The following is a 17,594-nucleotide window of genomic DNA, read 5'->3' on the forward strand; positions in this document are numbered from 1 at the left end:
TCATCGAGGGGGTGTCGCGCTCCGGGCTCAAGGGCTGAGCGTCGGCCACGAGCCCAGTGCTCCCCGAACGAGTGCGACCGTGTCGGCGGGCCGCTCGAGCGTCGGCAGGTGCCCGGCCCAGTCCAGCTCCACCAGCTCGGCGGTCGGTACCGCCTCACGCAGCCACCTGGCCGTGGGCGCGAAGTCGGGGAGGTCGTGAGCTCCGACCACGATCGTGGTCGGAGCGCTGATCCGCGACGGGTCGGCGTCGACGGGCTGCGGCTCGGCGTCCGGGTCGGCGGCGAGCTGGACCTCGAAGGCCCGCTTCTGCATGTCGTGCACGAGCGCGCGGGCCGTGTCGTCGGCCTCCGGCCCGAGCCAGGTGCGGATGTTGAGCTCGGTGGCGCCCTCGACGTCGCCGGCCTCCAGCAGCGCGTCCTCCTCGTCGCCGAAGGCGCGCCGCGCCTCGCTCGGCTCCATCCCGGCGACGGACGGTGCGAGCAGCACCAGCCGGGTCACCCGGTCGGTGGCGGTGGCCGCGACCTCGATGGCCACCCGCCCGCCGTACGACGCGCCGACGACCGCGGCCTCGGCGATGCCGAGGTGGTCCAGCAGGTCCAGGACGTCGCCCGAGTTGCTCCACGGCGCCGCGTCGGCGGGCGGCACCGGAGAGTCGCCGAAGCCGCGAAGGTCGGGGACCACGACGGTCCACGCGTCGGAGAGCCCGTCGCGGGTGGCGTCCCACATCCGGCCGTCGGCGACGCCGGCGTGGATGAGGACGACGGCCGGCCCGGAGCCGGTCACGGTGTGGTGCAGCACCGGGTCACCTCATGCCTTCGGGTGACCGGGCGTCAAGCGAGTTCGGCCTCGGCCGGGACCCCGGAGCGGAGCCGGTCGACGTGCACCGCTGTCCGGCGCGTCAGGTCCGGGTCCGGCCGCGTGGGGTCGAGGAACACCTGGGTGATCTCCGGGTGGGCCTCGCGCAGCTCACGGTCGACCGACTCCGCGAAGTGCTCCACCTGTCCGGCGGTGAGGGCGTCGGCCAGGTCGACGCGGACGGCGAGCAGGACCTGCTCGGGGCCGAGATGCATCGTCAGCAGCTCGACGACTCCGGTGACCTCGTCCGTCGCATACAGCCGGTCGTAGACGTCGACCACGAGCGCCGGCTCGGCCGTCTCGCCGATCAGCAGGTCGGAGTTGTCCCGGCCGAGCACGAAGGCGACGAACGCGAGCAGCACCCCGATCGCTATCGCCGCGTAGCCGTCCCACCTGGCGTCCCCGGTGACGTGGTGCAGTCCGACGCCGACGGCCGCCAGCAGGATGCCGACGAGGGCGGCGCTGTCCTCCGCCAGCACCGTCTTGACCGTCGGGTCCTTGCTGGTTCGCACGTGCTGCCGCAGGGACCGGTCCTGGGCGGACGCCTCGCCGCGCATCTGGCGCAGGGCCCGCAGCCAGCTGACCCCCTCGGCCACGAAGGCGACCGCGAGGACGGCGTACGGCAGGAGGACGCCGCCTGACTCCGTGCCGCCGGAGAGCAGGGTGTGCACCCCTTCGTAGATCGAGAAGACCGCTCCCGCGACGAAGATGCCCACCGCCGCGAGGAGGGACCAGAAGAACTGGGCCTTGCCGTAGCCGAACGGGTGTTCCCGGTCGGCCGGCCGTGCCGCGACCCTCAGGCTGGTCAGCAGGAAGACCTGGTTGAGGGTGTCTGCGAACGAGTGCGCCGCCTCGGCGAGCATCGAGCTCGAGCCGCTGACCAGCCCGGCGGCCAGCTTGGCCACCGCGATCGCCAGGTTGGCCGCGAAGGCGACCAGAACCGTGCGCTTGCTCTCCGATGCCACGGGAGCAGTCGTTCCCCTAGATCCAGGACTTCCACCACATGCGCGAGTACCAGTCGGCGTACGGCACGACCTGGGCGCTGATCACCGGCAGCAGGTATGCGAAGTTGGCGACTACGAGAAGCAGGTAGGCACCGGCGACCGCCGCGCCCCACTGGCGCCTGGTGGGTGTGGCGGTCCTCGGCCCGAGGACCAGGCCGAGGCAGAGGGTGATCGCGAGGCACAGGTAGGGCACGAAGGCGACGGCGTAGAACGAGAAGATCGTGCGCTCCTGGTAGAGGAACCACGGCAGGTAGCCGGCTGCGCCGCCGGCGAGGATCGCCCCCGCGCGCCAGTCGCGGCGCCCGGCCCACAGGTAGACCAGCACCGGCAGCGCCAGGCAGGCAGCCCACCAGATGGCGGGGGTGCCCAGTGCGCTGACCGCCTGGGAGCACTGGTCGACCGTGCACCCGCTCTGCCCGTCGGAGAACCCCTTGTAGAAGTAGGAGACCGGACGGGCCAGCACCAGCCAGCCCCACGGGTTGGACCGGTAGGGGTGGTAGCTCTCGAGACCGGTGTGGAAGTTCCACGCCTCGTGGTGGTAGTGCCAGAGGCTGTACAGGGCGTCGGGCACCAGCGGCGGCCCGGGGTTGTCGTTGGCCCAGCCGCGGTAGAAGGCCGCGTCCTCGTCGGCCAGGAACCAGCCGGTCCACGACGCGAGGTAGACGGCCAGCGCGACGACGGCCAGCGACACGAAGGCCGGGCCGGCGTCGCGCACCAGGGCGCCCAGCCAGGGCCGGCGGACGCCGGCGGTGCGCCGGGCACCCATGTCCCAGAGCAGGGTCATCAGGCCGAACACCGCGACGAAGTAGATTCCGCTCCACTTGGTGGCGCAGGCCATGCCGAGGGCCAGACCGGCGAGCAGCCGCCACGGCCGCCAGCCGAGAGCCGGCCCGAAGCGGCCGGCCGACACCGCTTCGAGCTGGTCGGCCAGGCGCTCGCGGGTCCGGTCCCGGTCGATGACAAGCGCGGCGAAGGCGACCAGCCCCCAGAACATCACCAGCGGGTCGAGCAGCGCGGTGCGGCTGTGCACGAACGCCATGCCGTCGAGGGTCAGCAGGAGCCCGGCGGTGCAGCCGAGCAGCGTCGAGCGGAACAGGCGGCGCCCGGTCCGCGCGACGACGAGAACGGCCAGCGTGCCGGTCAGCGCGACGACGAACCGCCAGCCGAACGGCGTCATGCCGAACAGCTGCTCGCCGAGCGCGATCATCCACTTGCCGCCCGGCGGATGCACCACGTAGGACGGGTCGCCGGTCCAGAGCCCGTCCAGGTTGCCGGCGAGGATCTTCGCGTTGGCCGGGTCGGGCCCGTCCTTCACCTTGGCCTTGATGTAGTCCTGCTCGACGCCGAAGTGCAGCAGCGACCAGGCGTCCTTGGCGTAGTAGGTCTCGTCGAAGACGAAGGCCTTGGGCCGGCCCAGGTCCGAGAAGCGCAGCAGCCCGGCGAACGCCGTGACCAGCAGCGGGCCTACCCAGCCCCAGAGGCGGTCGGCGGGCATCGGCGCCGCGAGCCGCTCCCGCACCCGGGCGCGGTCGGTCGCCGGCATGAGCACCGGCCCAGCCTACGGAACGGACATGATGGGCGGGTGACGGTCGGCGTGCTGGTGCTGGCGGGGACGCCGATCGGCGACCCGTCCGACGCCTCGCCACGGCTGGCCCGCGAGCTCACGTCGGCCGACGTCGTCGCGGCGGAGGACACCCGCCGGCTGCGCCGCCTGGCCCGCGAGCTCGGCGTCGAGCCGGCCGGGCGGGTCGTCTCCTACTACGACGCCAACGAGTCGAGCCGCACGCCCGAGCTGGTCGAGGCGATGCTGGCCGGGTCCAGGGTCCTCGTGGTCACCGACGCCGGCATGCCGTCGGTGAGCGACCCGGGCTACCGGCTGGTGGCCGCCGCCGTGGCGGCCGGCGTGCCGGTGACCGCGGTGCCTGGCCCGTCTGCGGTGCTCACGGCCCTTGCGGTGTCGGGGCTGCCGGTGGACCGCTTCTGCTTCGAGGGCTTCCTGCCGCGCAAGGCCGGCGAGCGGGCGCGTCGGCTGGCCGAGCTGGCGGCCGAGCCGCGCACGATGGTCTTCTTCGAGGCGCCCCACCGGCTGGCGCCGGCCCTCGCGGCGATGGCCGACGTGCTGGGCGACGACCGCCCGGCCGCCGTCTGTCGCGAGCTGACCAAGACTTACGAGGAGGTACGTCGCGCCGGCCTGCGCGAGCTGGCCGGCTGGGCGGCCGAGGGGGTGCGCGGCGAGGTCACGGTGGTCGTCGCCGGTGCCGCGGCCGGCGAGGCAGCCAGCCCGGCCGACCTGGTGGCCGAGGTCGAGGCCCTGGTGACCGGGCGCGGCGTACGCCTCAAGGACGCCACCGGGACCGTGGCGGCCGCGCACGGCGTCTCACGGCGCGCGTTGTACGACGCGGTGCTCGCGGCGCGTGACTAGCCTGGGGAGATGGAGTTCCGCCGGATCCCGGGCCTGCCGCCGTACGTCTTCACGATCATCGACGGGCTCAAGCAGGAGGCTCGGCGGGGCGGTCGTGACGTCATCGACCTCGGCTTCGGCAACCCCGACCTGCCCTCCCCGGAGATCGCGGTCGAGAAGCTGGCCGAGGCCGCGCGCAACACGCGCAACCACCGCTACTCGGCCAGCCGCGGCATCCCCAAGCTGCGCCAGGCCGTCGCGGCGCTCTACGCGCGCAAGTTCGGCGTCACCCTCGACCCCGAGACCGAGGTGCTCTCGACGATCGGCGCCAAGGAGGGCTTCAGCCACCTGATGTGGGTGCTGCTGCAGCCCGGTGACGCCGCCCTCGTGCCGTCGCCGAGCTACCCCATCCACATCTGGGGCCCCTACTTCGCCGGTGCCGACGCACGGCAGGTGCCGGTCGGCACCGGCGAGGACTACGTGTCCAACGTGATGCAGGCGTGGGACCTCGGCTGGCCCAAGCCCAGGGTCGTCGTCCTGTCCTTCCCGCACAACCCGACGACGGCGACCGTCGAGCCGGCCGACCTGCAGCGCCTCGTCGACTGGGCCCGCCAGCGCGACGTGGTGCTGGTCCACGACTTCGCCTACGCCGACGTGGCCTTCGACGGCTACCTGCCGCCGTCCATCCTGCAGTGCGAGGGCGCGAAGGACTGCGCGGTCGAGCTCTACTCGATGACCAAGTCGTTCTCGATGGCCGGCTGGCGGGTGGCCTTCCTCCTCGGCAACGCCGAGGTGGTCGCCGCGTTGACCAAGCTGAAGTCGTACCTCGACTACGGCACCTTCCAGCCGATCCAGATCGCGGCCACCGTCACGATGAACGAGGCGCCGGACCACCCGGCCGAGGTCAACGCGGTCTACGAGTCGCGGCGCAACGCGCTGGTCGACGGGCTGGCCCGGATCGGGTGGGAGGTCGAGCGACCCAGGGGGACGATGTTCGTGTGGGCGCCGATCCCGGAGCCCTACCGCGAGCTGGGCTCGATCGAGTTCGCCAAGCTGATCGTCAACGACTGCGACGTGGCCGTGTCGCCGGGCATCGGATTCGGCCCGGGCGGCGACGGCTTCGTGCGATTCGCCCTCATCGAGAACGAGCAGCGGATCGTCCAGGCCGTCCGGCAGCTCAAGCGCGGGCTGCCCAAGCTCGGCTGAGGCGTCGCCGTCGGGCAGCAGGGCGGGAAACCGGCTGGCGCCCCGCCCCTAGGCTGGGGACATGCCCGACGGTCCCCCTGCGCCGCGCCCCGACAAGGCGTACTACGTCACGACGCCGATCTACTACGTCAACGACGCCCCGCACATCGGCCACGCCTACACGACGGTCGCCGGCGACGTGCTGACCCGCTGGCACCGGCAGCGCGGCGAGGACGTCTGGTACCTCACCGGCACCGACGAGCACGGGCAGAAGGTGCTCCAGGCGGCCGACGCGGGCGGCGTCACCCCGCAGGAGTGGACCGACCGGCTGGTCGAGGGCGAGTGGAAGCCGGTCCTCGAGACGATCGACGTCGCCAACGACGACTTCATCCGGACCACCGAGCAGCGTCACACCGAGAGGGTCCGCGACTTCTGGCAGACGCTGCACGACGCCGGGCAGGTCTACGAGGGCTCCTACGAGGGGCCCTACTGCGTGGCCTGCGAGGAGTTCAAGCTGCCGGGCGAGCTCCTCGACGGCGAGGGCGACCACGCCGGCCAAAAGCTCTGCCCGATCCACGGCCGCCCGGTCGAGATGCTCAGCGAGAAGAACTACTTCTTCCGGCTGTCCGACTTCGGCGACAAGCTGCTCGCCTTCTACGAGGCCAACCCGACGTTCGTCCAGCCAGAGTCGGCGCGCAACGAGGTGCTGTCCTTCGTGCGCAGCGGACTGCAGGACCTGTCGATCACCCGCAGCACGTTCAACTGGGGCATCCCGGTGCCCTGGGACGACGCGCACGTGCTCTACGTGTGGATCGACGCGCTGCTCAACTACGCGACCGCCGCGGGCTACGGCACCGACCCGGAGCGCTTCGCCCGCCTCTGGCCGGCCGACGTGCACCTCGTCGGCAAGGACATCCTGCGCTTCCACGCCGTCATCTGGCCGGCGATGCTGATGGCCGCCGGCCTCGAGCCGCCCCGCAAGGTCTTCGCCAACGGCTGGCTGCTGGTCGGCGGCGAGAAGATGAGCAAGACCAAGCTGACCGGCATCCCGCCGCGGCAGATCACCGACGTCTTCGGCTCCGACGCGTTCCGCTATTACTTCCTGCGGGCGATCCCCTTCGGCCAGGACGGGTCGTTCTCCTGGGAGGACATGTCGGCGCGCTACAAGGCCGAGCTCGCCGACCAGCTGGGCAACCTGGCGTCCCGGCTCACCTCGATGGTGGGCCGCTACCGCGACGGCCGGCTGCCCGAGAAGGCCGACGAGCCGGTGCTGGCCGAGGCAGCCGCCACCGCCGTCGCCACGGCCGAGGAGGCCATCGACCGGATCGACCTCCAGGGCGCGATCCTCGCCGCGATGGACTACGTCCGGGTCGTCAACAACTACGTCACCGACAACGCCCCGTGGCAGGTCGCCAAGGACGAGTCGCGCGCCGCCGACCTCGACCGGATCCTCTACTCCACGGCTGAGGCGCTGCGCGTCGTGGCCGTGCTGCTCAACCCGGTGATGCCCAAGGCGTGCCGCACCCTGTGGTCGTCGCTGGGCGCCGAGGCGGCGCTCGGGCCGATCAGCGGCGCGCGCGTCCAGGACGCGGGTACGTGGGGCCAGCTGCCCGGGGGAGCGACAGTGACCAAGTCGGAGCCGCTCTTCCCGCGCATCGAGGAGACCCCGACCGGGTGAGTGGTGTCCGCGAAAGGCCGCCGGCCCCCGAGCCGCTGCCGGTGCCGGTCACCGACAGCCACTGCCACCTCGACATCGCCGACCCGCCGGACGACGGGCTGTCGGTCGAGACCGCGCTGGCGATGGCGACCGCGGTCGGGGTGCCGCGCATCGTGCAGATCGGCTGCGACCTGCCTGGAGCGCGCTGGGCGGTCGAGACCGCCGGGCAGCACAACGCGGTCGTCGCCGGCGTCGCGCTGCACCCCAACGAGGCCCCGCTGCTGGCCGCGGCCGGGGAGCTCGACCGCGCCTTGGCCGAGATCGACGCCCTGGCGGCCAGCAGCGACGTTCGCGCGGTGGGGGAGACCGGGCTCGACCACTGCCGGACCGGGCCGGACGGGCGCGACGTGCAGGAGGAGTCCTTCCTGGCGCACGTCGAGATGGCGAAGCGGCACGACAAGGCGCTCGTCATCCACGACCGCGACGCCCACGCCGACGTTCTGCGGGTGCTGCACGACGCCGGACCGCCCGAGCGTGTCGTCTTCCACTGCTTCTCGGGCGATGCCGCGATGGCCGAGCACTGCGCGCAGCAGGGCTGGTGGCTGTCCTTCGCCGGGCCGGTGACGTTCAAGAACGCGGGCGCCCTGCGCGAGGCGCTGGCCGTGACCCCGCTGGACCGGCTGCTGGTCGAGACCGATGCGCCCTACCTGACGCCGACGCCCTACCGCGGCCGGCCCAACGCGTCCTACCTCGTCCCGCACACCGTGCGGGCGATGGCCGAGGTGCTGGGCGCCGACCTGGAGGCCCTCTGCACCGCCCTGGCCGCCAACACCGACGACGCCTTCGGCCCCTGGTGACCACCGACCGGTGACTTCCAGGGGTCAGGCCGGACAAATCGCCCCGGAAACCCACCGGTCCGGCCACCAAGATCGGTTTCAGGCTCCGAGGGGGCCGCTGCTAGCGTCGTCGGCTTATGAGCACCGGGCGGCACGCGCGCGGACCGAGCCGGTCCGTCCTGCGCAGCCTGCCCGCACTCGTGCTGCAGGCGGTCGTCGTGCTCGGTCTGGTGGCCGGCACGACCGCCTTCGTGGCCCGCGACAAGACCGTCACGCTGTCCGTCGACGGGCAGGCGACGAAGGTGCGGACGTTCGCCGGCACGGTCGGTGACCTCCTCGAGTCGCGAGACCTGCCGGTCGACCTCGAGCACGACCTGGTCACGCCGGCGCCGGGCGAGCACCTCGACGACGGCGAGCAGGTGGTGGTCCGCTACGGCCGGCCGGTGCTGCTGACCGTCGACGGCCAGACGCGCACCGCCTGGACCACGGCGCGCAGCGTCTCCGAGGCCCTGGTGATGCTCGGCGTGCGCGCCGAGGGCGCCTACGTCTCCGCCTCCCGCAGCCGGAGCATCGGCCGCGGCGGCATGTCGCTCGACGTCCGCCTGCCGCACCACGTCACCTTCCTCGCCGACGGCGACCGGCACGAGGTCACCACCACCGCGCCGACGCTGCGCAGCGCGATGTCCGAGGCAGGGGTCGAGCTGCGGGAGCAGGACCGGGTGAGCACCGACCTCACTGCCGTCCCTTACGCCGAGCAGGTCGTCGGCGTCACCCGGGTCGACGGCAAGCGGGTGGTGGAGCAGCGGCCGATCCTGTTCCGGACCGTCAAGCGCAAGAGCGCGGAGCTCTACCAGGGACAGAGCAAGGTCGTGACGGCCGGCAAGGTCGGCATCCGGGTGCGCCGCTACGTCGAGACCTACCTGGACGGCGAGCTCGACTCACGTCGGCTCGTCGACGAGCGGGTCGCCAAGAAGCCGGTCACCCAGGTGCTGCTCGTCGGCACCAAGCAGCTGCCGCAGAACCAACCGACCGCCGACGGCCTGAACTGGGCGGCCCTCGCCGAGTGCGAGTCGGGCGGCAACCCCCAGGCGGTCAACAGCGCCGGGCCCTACTACGGCCTCTACCAGTTCGCGCTGTCCACCTGGCAGTCCGTCGGCGGCAGCGGGCTGCCCACGGAGAACAGCGCCGCCGAGCAGACCTATCGCGCGCAGATCCTCTACAACCGCAGCGGTGCCGGGCAGTGGCCGGTCTGCGGCAGCAACCTCTTCACGTAGGTGACGGACCCCGCCGCGCGGGCTGGCGCTGCGGCCGCGCTGCTCGGGCCGGCCGAGGTCCGCGAGATCGCCGGCCGCCTCGGCACCCGGCCGACCAAGACGTTGGGCCAGAACTTCGTCATCGACCCCAACACGGTGCGCCGCATCGTGCGCACGGCTGCTGTCGGCCCGGACGACGTCGTGCTCGAGGTCGGTCCGGGCCTCGGGTCGCTGACTCTCGGCCTCCTCGCCCAGTCCTCCTCGGTGGTGGCGGTCGAGATCGACCCTGTCCTCGCCGGCGAGCTGGACGCGACCGTCGCGAGCCGTGCGGCGACGTACGCGCCGCGACTCACGGTCGTCACCGCCGACGCCCTGCGGCTCACCCACCTCGACGGCCCTCTGCCGACCGCGCTGGTCGCCAACCTGCCCTACAACGTCGCGGTGCCGGTGCTGCTCCACCTGCTGGCGACCTTCCCGAGCGTGCGGCGGGTCCTCGTCATGGTGCAGGCGGAGGTGGCGGACCGGCTCGCGGCACCACCCGGGTCCAAGGTCTACGGCGTGCCATCGGTGAAGGCGGCGTGGTACGCCGACGTACGTCGCGCCGGTGCCGTCGGCCGCAACGTCTTCTGGCCGGCGCCCAACGTCGACAGCGGGCTGGTCGCGATGTCGCGCCGCGAGCCTCCGGCGACGACGGCGACCCGCGACGAGGTCTTCGCCGTCGTCGACGCGGCCTTCGCGCAGCGCCGCAAGACCCTGCGGGCCGCCCTGGCCGGCTGGGCCGGCTCGCCGGACGCCGCGGAGCAGGCGCTGCGCGCCGCCGGCATCGACCCGCGGGCGCGCGGCGAGGCGCTCGACGTGACGGCGTTCGCCCGGCTGGCGGCGCACCGCCCGACCCGGTCCCGGTGATCATGCGGCTCGGCGGCGCACGTCGGCGGTCGACCGGTGCCTAGGGTGGCGTCATGTCGTCGGTGGTCGTGCGTGCGCCGGCGAAGATCAACCTCCACCTCTCGGTGGGCCCGCTGCGCCGCGACGGCTACCACGACGTCGCCACCGCCTACCACGCCGTGTCCCTGCACGACGAGGTGATCGCCAGCGACTCCGACGGCCTGGCGGTGAGCGTCAGCGCCGGGACCGGGGTCCCGGTCGAGGACGTGCCGCAGGACCCGTCCAACCTGGCGGCCGCAGCCGCGATGGCGCTGGCCCGCCACGTCGGCCGCAGCCCGGACGTGGCCCTGCACATCACCAAGGGCATCCCGGTCGCCGGCGGCATGGCCGGCGGCAGCGCCGACGCCGCCGCCGCGCTGGTCGCCTGCGACGCGCTGTGGAGCACCGGTCTCTCCCGCGGCGAGCTGTCGGCGCTGGGGGCGCAGGTCGGGAGCGACGTGCCGTTCGCGCTGACCGGCGGCACCGCCGTCGGCACCGGCCGCGGTGAGGTGCTGGCCCCGGTGCTGGCCCGCGGGCGCTTCCAGTGGGTGGCCGCGCTCGCCGACGGCGGCCTGTCCACGCCCGAGGTCTACGCCGAGTGCGACCGGCTGCGCGAGATGCGCGAGGTGCCGGAGCCCCGGGTGGGGCCTGACCTGATGGCGGCGCTGCGTGCCGGCGACGCCGACGCGCTCGGGGCCGCGCTGCACAACGACCTCGAGGAGGCGGCCTGCTCGCTGCGGCCGGCACTGCGCCAGACGCTGGGCACCGGCCGGGAGGCCGGGGCGCTCGGTGCGGTCGTGTCCGGCAGCGGTCCCACCGTCGTCTTCCTCGCCCGCAGCCCTGAGCACGCCATCGACATCGCGGTCGCCCTCAGCGCCACCGGCACCTGCCGCGCGGTGAAGCGCTGCCACGGCCCGGTGGGGGGCGCTCGGGTCGTTGGGGAGGGCTGAGGTGCCGCCGGCCCCGCGCAGCGGTCGCAACCTGGTCAACCTCGAGTCGGTCACCAAGGCGTACGGCACGACCGTGCTCCTCGACGCCGTCTCCCTCGGGGTCGGCGAGGGCGACCGGGTCGGCGTCGTGGGGCGCAACGGAGGCGGCAAGTCGACCCTGCTCGGCGTGCTGACCCGCAGCGTGCCGCCGGACACCGGGCGGGTGACCCACACCGGCGGCCTGCGGGTCGCCGCGGTCGGCCAGGCCGACGACCTCGACGCCTCGGCCACGGTCCGGTCGCTGGTGCTCGGCCACGGCCCGGCGCACGAGTGGGCGGCCGACGCGCGGGTCCGCGACGTCCTCGAGGGCCTCTTCGGCGACCGGAGCGCGCTGGACGCGGTGCTGGACCGCCCGGTCGGGCCGCTCTCGGGCGGTGAGCGCAGGCGGGTCGCGCTGGCCCGCGCCCTGGTGGGGGAGCACGACCTGCTCGTCCTCGACGAGCCGACCAACCACCTCGACGTCGAGGGCATCGACTGGCTGGCCCGGCACCTGTCGGCGCGGCGCGAGGCCGTGGTCGTCGTCACCCACGACCGGTGGTTCCTCGACGCCGTCTGCACCAGCACGTGGGAGGTGACCGGCGGCGCGGTGCACGCCTACGAGGGCGGCTACGCGGCGTACGTCCTCGCGCGCGCCGAGCGGGACCGCCTGCAGTCGGCCGTGGACGCCCGGCGCGCCAACCTGGTCCGCAAGGAGCTGGCCTGGCTGCGGCGGGGACCGCCGGCGCGCACCTCCAAGCCGCGGTTCCGGATCGACGCGGCCAACGCCCTGATCGCCACCGAGCCGCCGGCGCGCGACCCGGTCGAGCTGGTGCGCTTCGCGGGGTCCCGGCTCGGCAAGCGGGTCTACGACGTGGAGGACGCGACCGTCGAGGTCGGCGGCCGGGCGCTGCTCGACCACCTGACCTGGCAGCTCGGCCCGGGCGACCGGGTCGGGGTGGCCGGGGTCAACGGCTCGGGCAAGACGTCTCTGCTGCGGCTGCTCACCGGCGAGCTGCGGCCGAGTGCCGGGCGGGTGGTCACCGGCCTGACCGTGCGGCCGGCCTACCTCTCTCAGGCCGTGACCGAGCTGGACCCCGCCCTGCGCGTGCTCGAGGCGGTCGAGCAGGTCAAGCAGGTCGTCGAGCTCGGCAAGGGGCGCACCGCGACGGCCAGCCAGCTGTGCGAACGCTTCGGCTTCGTCGGCGCGGCGCAATGGACGCCGGTGGCCGACCTGTCCGGGGGCGAGCGCCGCCGGCTGCAGCTGCTGCGCCTGCTGATGGACGAGCCCAACGTTCTGCTGCTCGACGAGCCCACGAACGACCTCGACATCGACACCCTGACCGCCCTGGAGGACCTGCTCGACGGCTGGCCCGGCACGCTGCTCGTCGTCTCGCACGACCGCTACTTCCTCGAGCGGGTCTGCGACCGCACGGTGGCGCTGCTCGGCGACGGCCGCCTGCGCGACCTCCCCGGCGGCGTCGACGAGTATCTCGCGCGGCGGCGAGCTGTCGTGGCGGCGCAGGCGGCCGGTGCCGCCGGTGCTGCGGGTGCCACCGGTGGCGCCGGTGCCGCCGGGACCGCCGCGGCGTCGTCCGGCTCCGGGGGGTCGAGCGGCCCGGGGGACGCGGCCCGGCTGCGCGCCGACCGCAAGGAGCTGGCCCGGCTCGACCGGTCCCTGGACCGGCTGCGGCGCCAGGAGCAGCGGCTGCACGACGACCTGGCGGCCGCGGCGACCGACCACGAGCGGGTGCTCGCCCTGGACACCGAGCTGCGCGCGCTCACGGCCGAGCGCGAGGCGCTCGAGGAGCAGTGGCTGGAGGTCGCGGAACGGGTCGACCTACCACGTTGACCACGTACGCTGACCGGCATGCGCGTCGCCGTGGAGTGGGGACCGGCGGGCGCGAAGGTCCTCTCCGAGTCCTGCGACGTCCTCGTCGTGGTCGACGTGCTGAGCTTCTCGACCGCGCTGACGGTGGCGGTCGAGCGAGGGGCCAAGGTCTGGCCGCACACCGGGGGCGAGAGCGCCGGGCAGCTGGCCCGCGACATCGGCGCCGTCCTGGCCGGCAACCGTTCGTCGCACGACGGTGTGACGCTCTCGCCGGCCAGCCTGCGGGAGCTGCCGGACGACGCCCGGCTGGTGCTGCCGTCGCCCAACGGGTCGTCGATCGCGTTCGCCGCGGTCAACAGCGCGCTGCCGGTCGTCGCCGGCTGCCTGCGCAACGCGCACGCCGTGGCTCGGCACCTGCGTGACGTCGAGCGGATCGGCATCGTGCCGGCGGGCGAGCGCTGGGGCGACGGGTCCCTGCGTCCCGCCTACGAGGACCTGGTCGGGGCCGGCGCCGTCGTCGAGCGGCTCACCGCGGAGGAGCCGGGGGTCGAGCTCAGCCCCGAGGCCGAGGCGGCGGCGGCGGCGTTCCGCTGGCTGCGACCGCTCGCCCAGTGCCCGTCGGGTGTCGAGCTGATCGACAAGGGCTACGCCGACGACGTCACGATCGCCGAGCAGGTCGACGCGAGCGACGTCGTGCCGGTCATGGTCGAGGGGCGGTTCGTCGCGGTCTGACCCTGTCTGACCCTGCCTACTCGTCGAACCGCACGACGAGCCGGCGCAGCAGGGTCGACAGGGTCTCCCGGTCGGTCCTGCTGAGGTCGCGGAGCAGCTCGCGCTCGCGGTCGAGCAGGTCGGCGAGGGCAGCATCGACGCGCTCCTTGCCGCGCGCGGTCAGCCGGACGTGGACCCCTCGGCGGTCCTGCGGGTCGGGCAGCCGCTGGACCAAGCCGGCGTTCTCCAGCCGGTCCACCCGGTTGGTCATCGTGCCGCTGGTGACCATCGTCTGGGTGATCAGCCGGCCGGGGGAGAGCACGTAGGGCTTGCCCTCCCGCCGCAGCGCGGCGAGGACGTCGAACTCCCAGGTCTCCAGCCCCTGCGCCGCGAAGGCCGTGCGCCGGGCCCGGTCGAGGTGCCGCGCGAGCCGGGTCACCCGGCTGAGCACCTCGAGCGGCCGCACGTCGAGGTCGGGGCGCTCACGCGCCCACGCCGCGACCAGGCGGTCGACCTCGTCCTCGTCCGGCACGTCGCCTCCTCGGCGCCTCTGTGCGCTGGCAAAGAGTCTTGACATCGAGATTGTACGTCGTCAAGATATCTTGACATCAAGACATCTGGTAGAGCACGAGGTGAGCGGCATGCAGTGGGACCCCGGCGAGTACCTGCAGTTCGGCGCCGAGCGCGGCCGGGCGTTCGTCGACCTCGTGGCCAGGGTCCCTGCCGAGGACCCGCACCGTGTGGTGGACCTGGGGTGCGGTCCCGGCAACCTGACCCGGCTGCTGGCCCGGCGCTGGCCGGGCGCCCGGGTCGATGGCGTCGACTCGTCGCCGGAGATGGTCGAGCGGGCACGCGCCGACGAGGAGACCGATCGGCTGACCTTCCAGGTCGGCGACCTGCGCGACTGGTCCCCGGCCGTGCCGGTCGACGTCCTGCTCTCCAACGCCACGCTGCAGTGGGTGCCGGGACACCTCGACTTGCTGGAGCGACTGGTGGCTGCCGTGCGACCGGGCGGGTGGTTGGCCTTGCAGGTCCCCGGCAACTTCGGAGAGCGCAGCCACACCGCGATCGCCGAGCTGCGGGCGGCACCACGCTGGCGTGAGCGGCTCGAGGGCCAGGAGATCGAGCAGCCGTCCGCCGAGGAGCCGGCGGTCTACCTGGACCGGCTGGTCGACCTGGGCTGCCGTGCCGACGTATGGGAGACGACGTACCTCCAGGTCCTGCAGGGACCGGACGCCCTCGTGCGGTGGATCAGCGGCACCGGGCTGCGTCCGGTGCTCGGCGCGCTCGACGCCGGGGACCGCGACGACTTCGTGGCCGACTACCGCGCCCTGGTGGCGCCGGCCTACCCGGAACGCCCGTGGGGCACCGTGCTCCCGTACCGTCGGATCTTCGCCGTCGCGCAGCGGGCTTCGGACGTGGCCGGGTGAGCAGGGTGGTCGGGCTGCACCACGTGCAGCTCGCGGCGCCGGCCGGGTCGGAGGACGCGTTGCGCGACTTCTACGGCGGCCTGCTGGGCCTGCCCGAGGTGCCCAAGCCGCCGGTGCTCGCGGCACGTGGCGGTGCGTGGTTCCGCTCGGCGGGCGTCGAGCTGCACCTGGGTGTCGAGGAGCGCTTCCGGCCGGCCCGCAAGGCCCACCCCGGGCTGCTCGTCGACGGCGTCGACGCGCTGGCCGCCCGGCTCGAGGCCGCAGGGGTCGAGGTCGTGTGGGACGGCGACTTCCCGGGCTACCGCCGGTGCTACGTCGCCGACCCGGTCGGCAACCGGCTGGAGCTGCTCGAGCCGCTCTGACATCGCCGGCTGGCGGGCCTCCGGCGCAGAAGGTGCACCGCTCGCCCGCCAGCCGGCCGATAGTCGACCTGCCGATAGTCGACCTAGCGAGGGCCGCCGTCGTGCAGCCGGGGGTTGGCCTCGAGGCCGGACAGCCCGTTCCACGCCAGGTTGACCAGGTGGGCCGCGACGTCGGCCTTCTTCGGCCTGCGCGCGTCGACCCACCACTGGCCGGTCAGCGCCACCATGCCGACCAGCATCTGCGCGTACATCGGGGCGAACTCCGGGTCGAAGCCGCGCTCCCTGAACTGGTTGGCCATGATGTGCTCGACCTGGCTCGCGGCGTCGCTGATCAGCGACGCGAAGGTGCCGGTCGACTGGGCGACGGGGGAGTCGCGCACCAGGATCCGGAAGCCGTCGGTCGAGGACTCGACGTAGTCGAGCAGCGCGAAGGCCGCGCGCTCCAGCAGCTCACGCGGATGGCCCTGGCTGGTCAGCGCCCCGGTGATGGAGTCGAGCAGGGCGCGCATCTCGCGGTCGACCACGACGGCGTACAGCCCCTCCTTGCCGCCGAAGTGCTCGTAGACGACCGGCTTGGAGACGCCCGCCTTCTGGGCGATCTCCTCGACCGAGGTCGCGTCGAACCCCTTCTGGGCGAAGAGCGAGCGGCCGATGTCGAGCAGCTGCTCGCGGCGTTCCTTGCCGGTCATCCGGGCCCGGCCGTCGCGCCGGCCCTTGGCCTGCTGGGGCAGCGCGTCCCTCGTGGTGCTCCCGTCCCCCGAGACCGCCATCAGGCGGCCCGGCGGGCGTCGAGGCGCTCCTGCTTCGGCCACCGGACTTCGTAGGCCCAGCCGCACGCCTCGAAGAGCTGGATCACCCGGGCGCCGGAGTCGACCTGGCCGCGCAGCACGCCGGTGCGTGCGCACGTCGGGTCGGCGTGGTGCAGGTTGTGCCAGGACTCGCCCATGGACAGGACGGCCAGCCACCAGACGTTGCCGGCCCGGTCCCGGCTCTCGAAGGGCCGCTCGCCCATCGCGTGACAGATCGAGTTGATCGACCAGGTGACGTGGTGCAACAGGCCGACCCGCACCAGGCTGGCCCAGAAGAACGCGGTCAGGGCACCCTGCCAGGACCAGGTCATCAGTCCGCCGAGGACGGCCGGCAGCGCGAGGGAGACCAGCGCGAGTGCGGGGAAGGCGCGGCTGACCCGGCGGATGTCCCTGTCGGCCAGCAGGTCGGGGGCGTACTGCCGGGCCGGGGTCTGCTCGACGTCGAACAGCCAGCCCATGTGGGCGTACCAGAGCCCCTTCATCAGCGCCGGCACGGACTCGCCGTAGCGCCACGGCGAGTGCGGGTCGCCCTCCTTGTCGGAGAACTTGTGGTGCTTGCGGTGGTCGGCCACCCAGCGGATGGCCGGCCCCTCGATCGCCAGGCTGCCCGCGACGGCCAGCCCGACCCGCAGCGGCCGCTTGGCCTTGAACGAGCCGTGGGTCAGGTAGCGGTGGAAGCCCACCGTGATGCCGTGGCCGGCGACGGCATAGAAGACGAACGACAACAGCACGTCCGACCAGCCCAGCCAGCCGCCCCACGCCACCGGCACCGCGAGCAGGATCGCCACGAACGGGACGGCGATGAAGGAGACTAGCGCGACCTGCTCGACGACCCCCTTGCGCTCGTCGCCCAGGGTGCCCCGGGGCAGGTCGGTCGTCGGGCGATCGGTCACGGGTGCGGTCATGCGGCGGGCCTCCTTGAGAGTCGGAAAGACGCCGGCTACTCCACCGTAAGCTACGCGACCGTAACCTCCGCCCTCTTCTCGAAGGGCGAGCCCATCAGGAGCTCCTCGAAGTCGTGGCGGGTGCGACGAGCCGGACGTGCCTCATGCGTGGTCGATCAGGACCAGGACGAGGCAGCCGAACCACATGAGGACCTGCCAGCGCAGGGCATACCGCCGTGGCCACACGAACGCCGGGAGCACCGTGCGTCCTAGGACGATCCGCCTGCGCGGGAGTGATGAGGGCACCGGCCCGGCGGCATAGAAGTCCAGGTCTGCCCATCGGGCACGCCTGCCATGGCCGCTGTCGAAGCTGGCGCGCGATGCCACTCTGCGCTTCCAGGTCCGGCGGTGCCTCACCTGGACCTCATCGGCCGCATCCGGCGGCCTCTTGAGAGCGTATTCCAGCGCGCGCGGGGTGGGGCAACTG

Annotated in this window: 18 protein-coding genes; 11 read left to right on the forward strand and 7 right to left on the reverse strand. The window is 73.3% G+C overall.

From position 1 onward, the window contains the following. Window positions 1-27: 27 nt before the first annotated feature. The 3 genes from VK640_15235 to VK640_15245 are packed head-to-tail and all read right to left on the reverse strand — an operon-like array spanning window position 28 to window position 3,402. Window positions 28-798, reverse strand: a complete 771-nt coding sequence (locus tag VK640_15235) for an alpha/beta hydrolase (GenBank protein HTE74531.1) — start codon at window positions 796-798, stop codon at window positions 28-30. Between the two features lie 32 nt (window positions 799-830). Continuing rightward, window positions 831-1,820 (reverse strand): cation diffusion facilitator family transporter, encoded by a 990-nt coding sequence (locus VK640_15240; protein HTE74532.1) that lies wholly within the window; start codon window positions 1,818-1,820, stop codon window positions 831-833. 16 nt (window positions 1,821-1,836) lie between these two features. After that, entirely contained in the window at window positions 1,837-3,402 is a 1,566-nt protein-coding gene (locus VK640_15245; protein HTE74533.1) for a phospholipid carrier-dependent glycosyltransferase, read from the reverse strand. Window positions 3,403-3,441: 39 nt separating this feature from the next. On the opposite strand from VK640_15245, the gene rsmI reads away from it, so the two are divergent. From rsmI to VK640_15290, 9 genes are all read left to right on the forward strand, one after another. Continuing rightward, a complete protein-coding gene (gene rsmI, locus VK640_15250; GenBank protein HTE74534.1) occupies window positions 3,442-4,281 on the forward strand; it encodes a 16S rRNA (cytidine(1402)-2'-O)-methyltransferase in 840 nt (279 codons plus the stop codon). Window positions 4,282-4,290: 9 nt separating this feature from the next. Further along, window positions 4,291-5,466, forward strand: coding sequence for an aminotransferase class I/II-fold pyridoxal phosphate-dependent enzyme (locus tag VK640_15255; GenBank protein HTE74535.1), 1,176 nt, complete (start codon window positions 4,291-4,293; stop codon window positions 5,464-5,466). Between the two features lie 61 nt (window positions 5,467-5,527). Then, window positions 5,528-7,123 carry a methionine--tRNA ligase gene (gene metG, locus VK640_15260; GenBank protein ID HTE74536.1) on the forward strand — a complete coding sequence of 532 codons (1,596 nt, stop codon included), beginning with the start codon at window positions 5,528-5,530 and terminating at the stop codon, window positions 7,121-7,123. Further along, complete coding sequence (locus tag VK640_15265; GenBank protein ID HTE74537.1) at window positions 7,120-7,959, forward strand: TatD family hydrolase; 840 nt, start codon at window positions 7,120-7,122, stop codon at window positions 7,957-7,959. The genes metG and VK640_15265 overlap by 4 nt, the downstream gene beginning before the upstream one ends. Before the next feature lie 116 nt (window positions 7,960-8,075). Then, a complete protein-coding gene (locus tag VK640_15270) occupies window positions 8,076-9,212 on the forward strand; it encodes a ubiquitin-like domain-containing protein (GenBank protein ID HTE74538.1) in 1,137 nt (378 codons plus the stop codon). Further along, window positions 9,213-10,097: a 16S rRNA (adenine(1518)-N(6)/adenine(1519)-N(6))-dimethyltransferase RsmA gene (rsmA, locus tag VK640_15275; GenBank protein HTE74539.1), complete on the forward strand. Its 885-nt coding sequence runs from the start codon at window positions 9,213-9,215 to the stop codon at window positions 10,095-10,097. It abuts the gene before it with no gap. Between the two features lie 53 nt (window positions 10,098-10,150). Continuing rightward, window positions 10,151-11,065 carry a 4-(cytidine 5'-diphospho)-2-C-methyl-D-erythritol kinase gene (locus VK640_15280; GenBank protein HTE74540.1) on the forward strand — a complete coding sequence of 305 codons (915 nt, stop codon included), beginning with the start codon at window positions 10,151-10,153 and terminating at the stop codon, window positions 11,063-11,065. A gap of 1 nt (window position 11,066) precedes the next feature. Continuing rightward, entirely contained in the window at window positions 11,067-12,932 is a 1,866-nt protein-coding gene (locus tag VK640_15285) for an ABC-F family ATP-binding cassette domain-containing protein (GenBank protein HTE74541.1), read from the forward strand. An 18-nt stretch (window positions 12,933-12,950) separates the two neighbouring features. Further along, the gene (locus VK640_15290) at window positions 12,951-13,643 is read left to right on the forward strand and encodes a 2-phosphosulfolactate phosphatase (protein ID HTE74542.1); all 693 of its coding nucleotides are present in this window, start codon (window positions 12,951-12,953) and stop codon (window positions 13,641-13,643) included. 16 nt (window positions 13,644-13,659) lie between these two features. Here VK640_15290 and VK640_15295 read toward each other — a convergent pair whose 3' ends face one another. Next, window positions 13,660-14,154, reverse strand: a complete 495-nt coding sequence (locus VK640_15295) for a MarR family transcriptional regulator (GenBank protein HTE74543.1) — start codon at window positions 14,152-14,154, stop codon at window positions 13,660-13,662. Between the two features lie 109 nt (window positions 14,155-14,263). On the opposite strand from VK640_15295, the gene VK640_15300 reads away from it, so the two are divergent. Both VK640_15300 and VK640_15305 read left to right on the forward strand, forming a co-directional pair. Further along, window positions 14,264-15,052: a trans-aconitate 2-methyltransferase gene (locus VK640_15300; protein ID HTE74544.1), complete on the forward strand. Its 789-nt coding sequence runs from the start codon at window positions 14,264-14,266 to the stop codon at window positions 15,050-15,052. Then, the gene (locus tag VK640_15305) at window positions 15,049-15,414 is read left to right on the forward strand and encodes a VOC family protein (protein HTE74545.1); all 366 of its coding nucleotides are present in this window, start codon (window positions 15,049-15,051) and stop codon (window positions 15,412-15,414) included. Before VK640_15300 ends, VK640_15305 begins: the two co-directional genes overlap by 4 nt. An 83-nt stretch (window positions 15,415-15,497) precedes the next feature. Here VK640_15305 and VK640_15310 read toward each other — a convergent pair whose 3' ends face one another. From VK640_15310 to VK640_15320, 3 genes are all read right to left on the reverse strand, one after another. After that, on the reverse strand, window positions 15,498-16,184 hold the full coding sequence (locus VK640_15310; protein ID HTE74546.1) for a TetR/AcrR family transcriptional regulator: 687 nt from the start codon (window positions 16,182-16,184) through the stop codon (window positions 15,498-15,500). Continuing rightward, window positions 16,184-17,128, reverse strand: a complete 945-nt coding sequence (locus tag VK640_15315; protein ID HTE74547.1) for a fatty acid desaturase — start codon at window positions 17,126-17,128, stop codon at window positions 16,184-16,186. The genes VK640_15310 and VK640_15315 overlap by 1 nt, the downstream gene beginning before the upstream one ends. A 141-nt stretch (window positions 17,129-17,269) precedes the next feature. Beyond that, on the reverse strand, window positions 17,270-17,594 hold a 325-nt coding region (locus tag VK640_15320; protein ID HTE74548.1), incomplete at its 5' end, for a hypothetical protein.

Source organism: Actinomycetes bacterium (assembly GCA_035489715.1).
Taxonomy (GTDB): Bacteria; Actinomycetota; Actinomycetes; order JACCUZ01; family JACCUZ01; genus DATHAP01.

Coding starts and splice junctions, on each gene's coding strand:
- VK640_15245 (HTE74533.1), bottom strand. CDS start 3,402: ATGCCGGCGACCGACCGCGCCCGGGTGCGGGAGCGGCTCGCGGCGCCG.
- VK640_15255 (HTE74535.1), top strand. CDS start 4,291: ATGGAGTTCCGCCGGATCCCGGGCCTGCCGCCGTACGTCTTCACGATC.
- metG (HTE74536.1), top strand. CDS start 5,528: ATGCCCGACGGTCCCCCTGCGCCGCGCCCCGACAAGGCGTACTACGTC.
- VK640_15270 (HTE74538.1), top strand. CDS start 8,076: ATGAGCACCGGGCGGCACGCGCGCGGACCGAGCCGGTCCGTCCTGCGC.
- VK640_15280 (HTE74540.1), top strand. CDS start 10,151: ATGTCGTCGGTGGTCGTGCGTGCGCCGGCGAAGATCAACCTCCACCTC.
- VK640_15290 (HTE74542.1), top strand. CDS start 12,951: ATGCGCGTCGCCGTGGAGTGGGGACCGGCGGGCGCGAAGGTCCTCTCC.
- VK640_15300 (HTE74544.1), top strand. CDS start 14,264: ATGCAGTGGGACCCCGGCGAGTACCTGCAGTTCGGCGCCGAGCGCGGC.
- VK640_15310 (HTE74546.1), bottom strand. CDS start 16,184: ATGGCGGTCTCGGGGGACGGGAGCACCACGAGGGACGCGCTGCCCCAG.
- VK640_15315 (HTE74547.1), bottom strand. CDS start 17,128: ATGACCGCACCCGTGACCGATCGCCCGACGACCGACCTGCCCCGGGGC.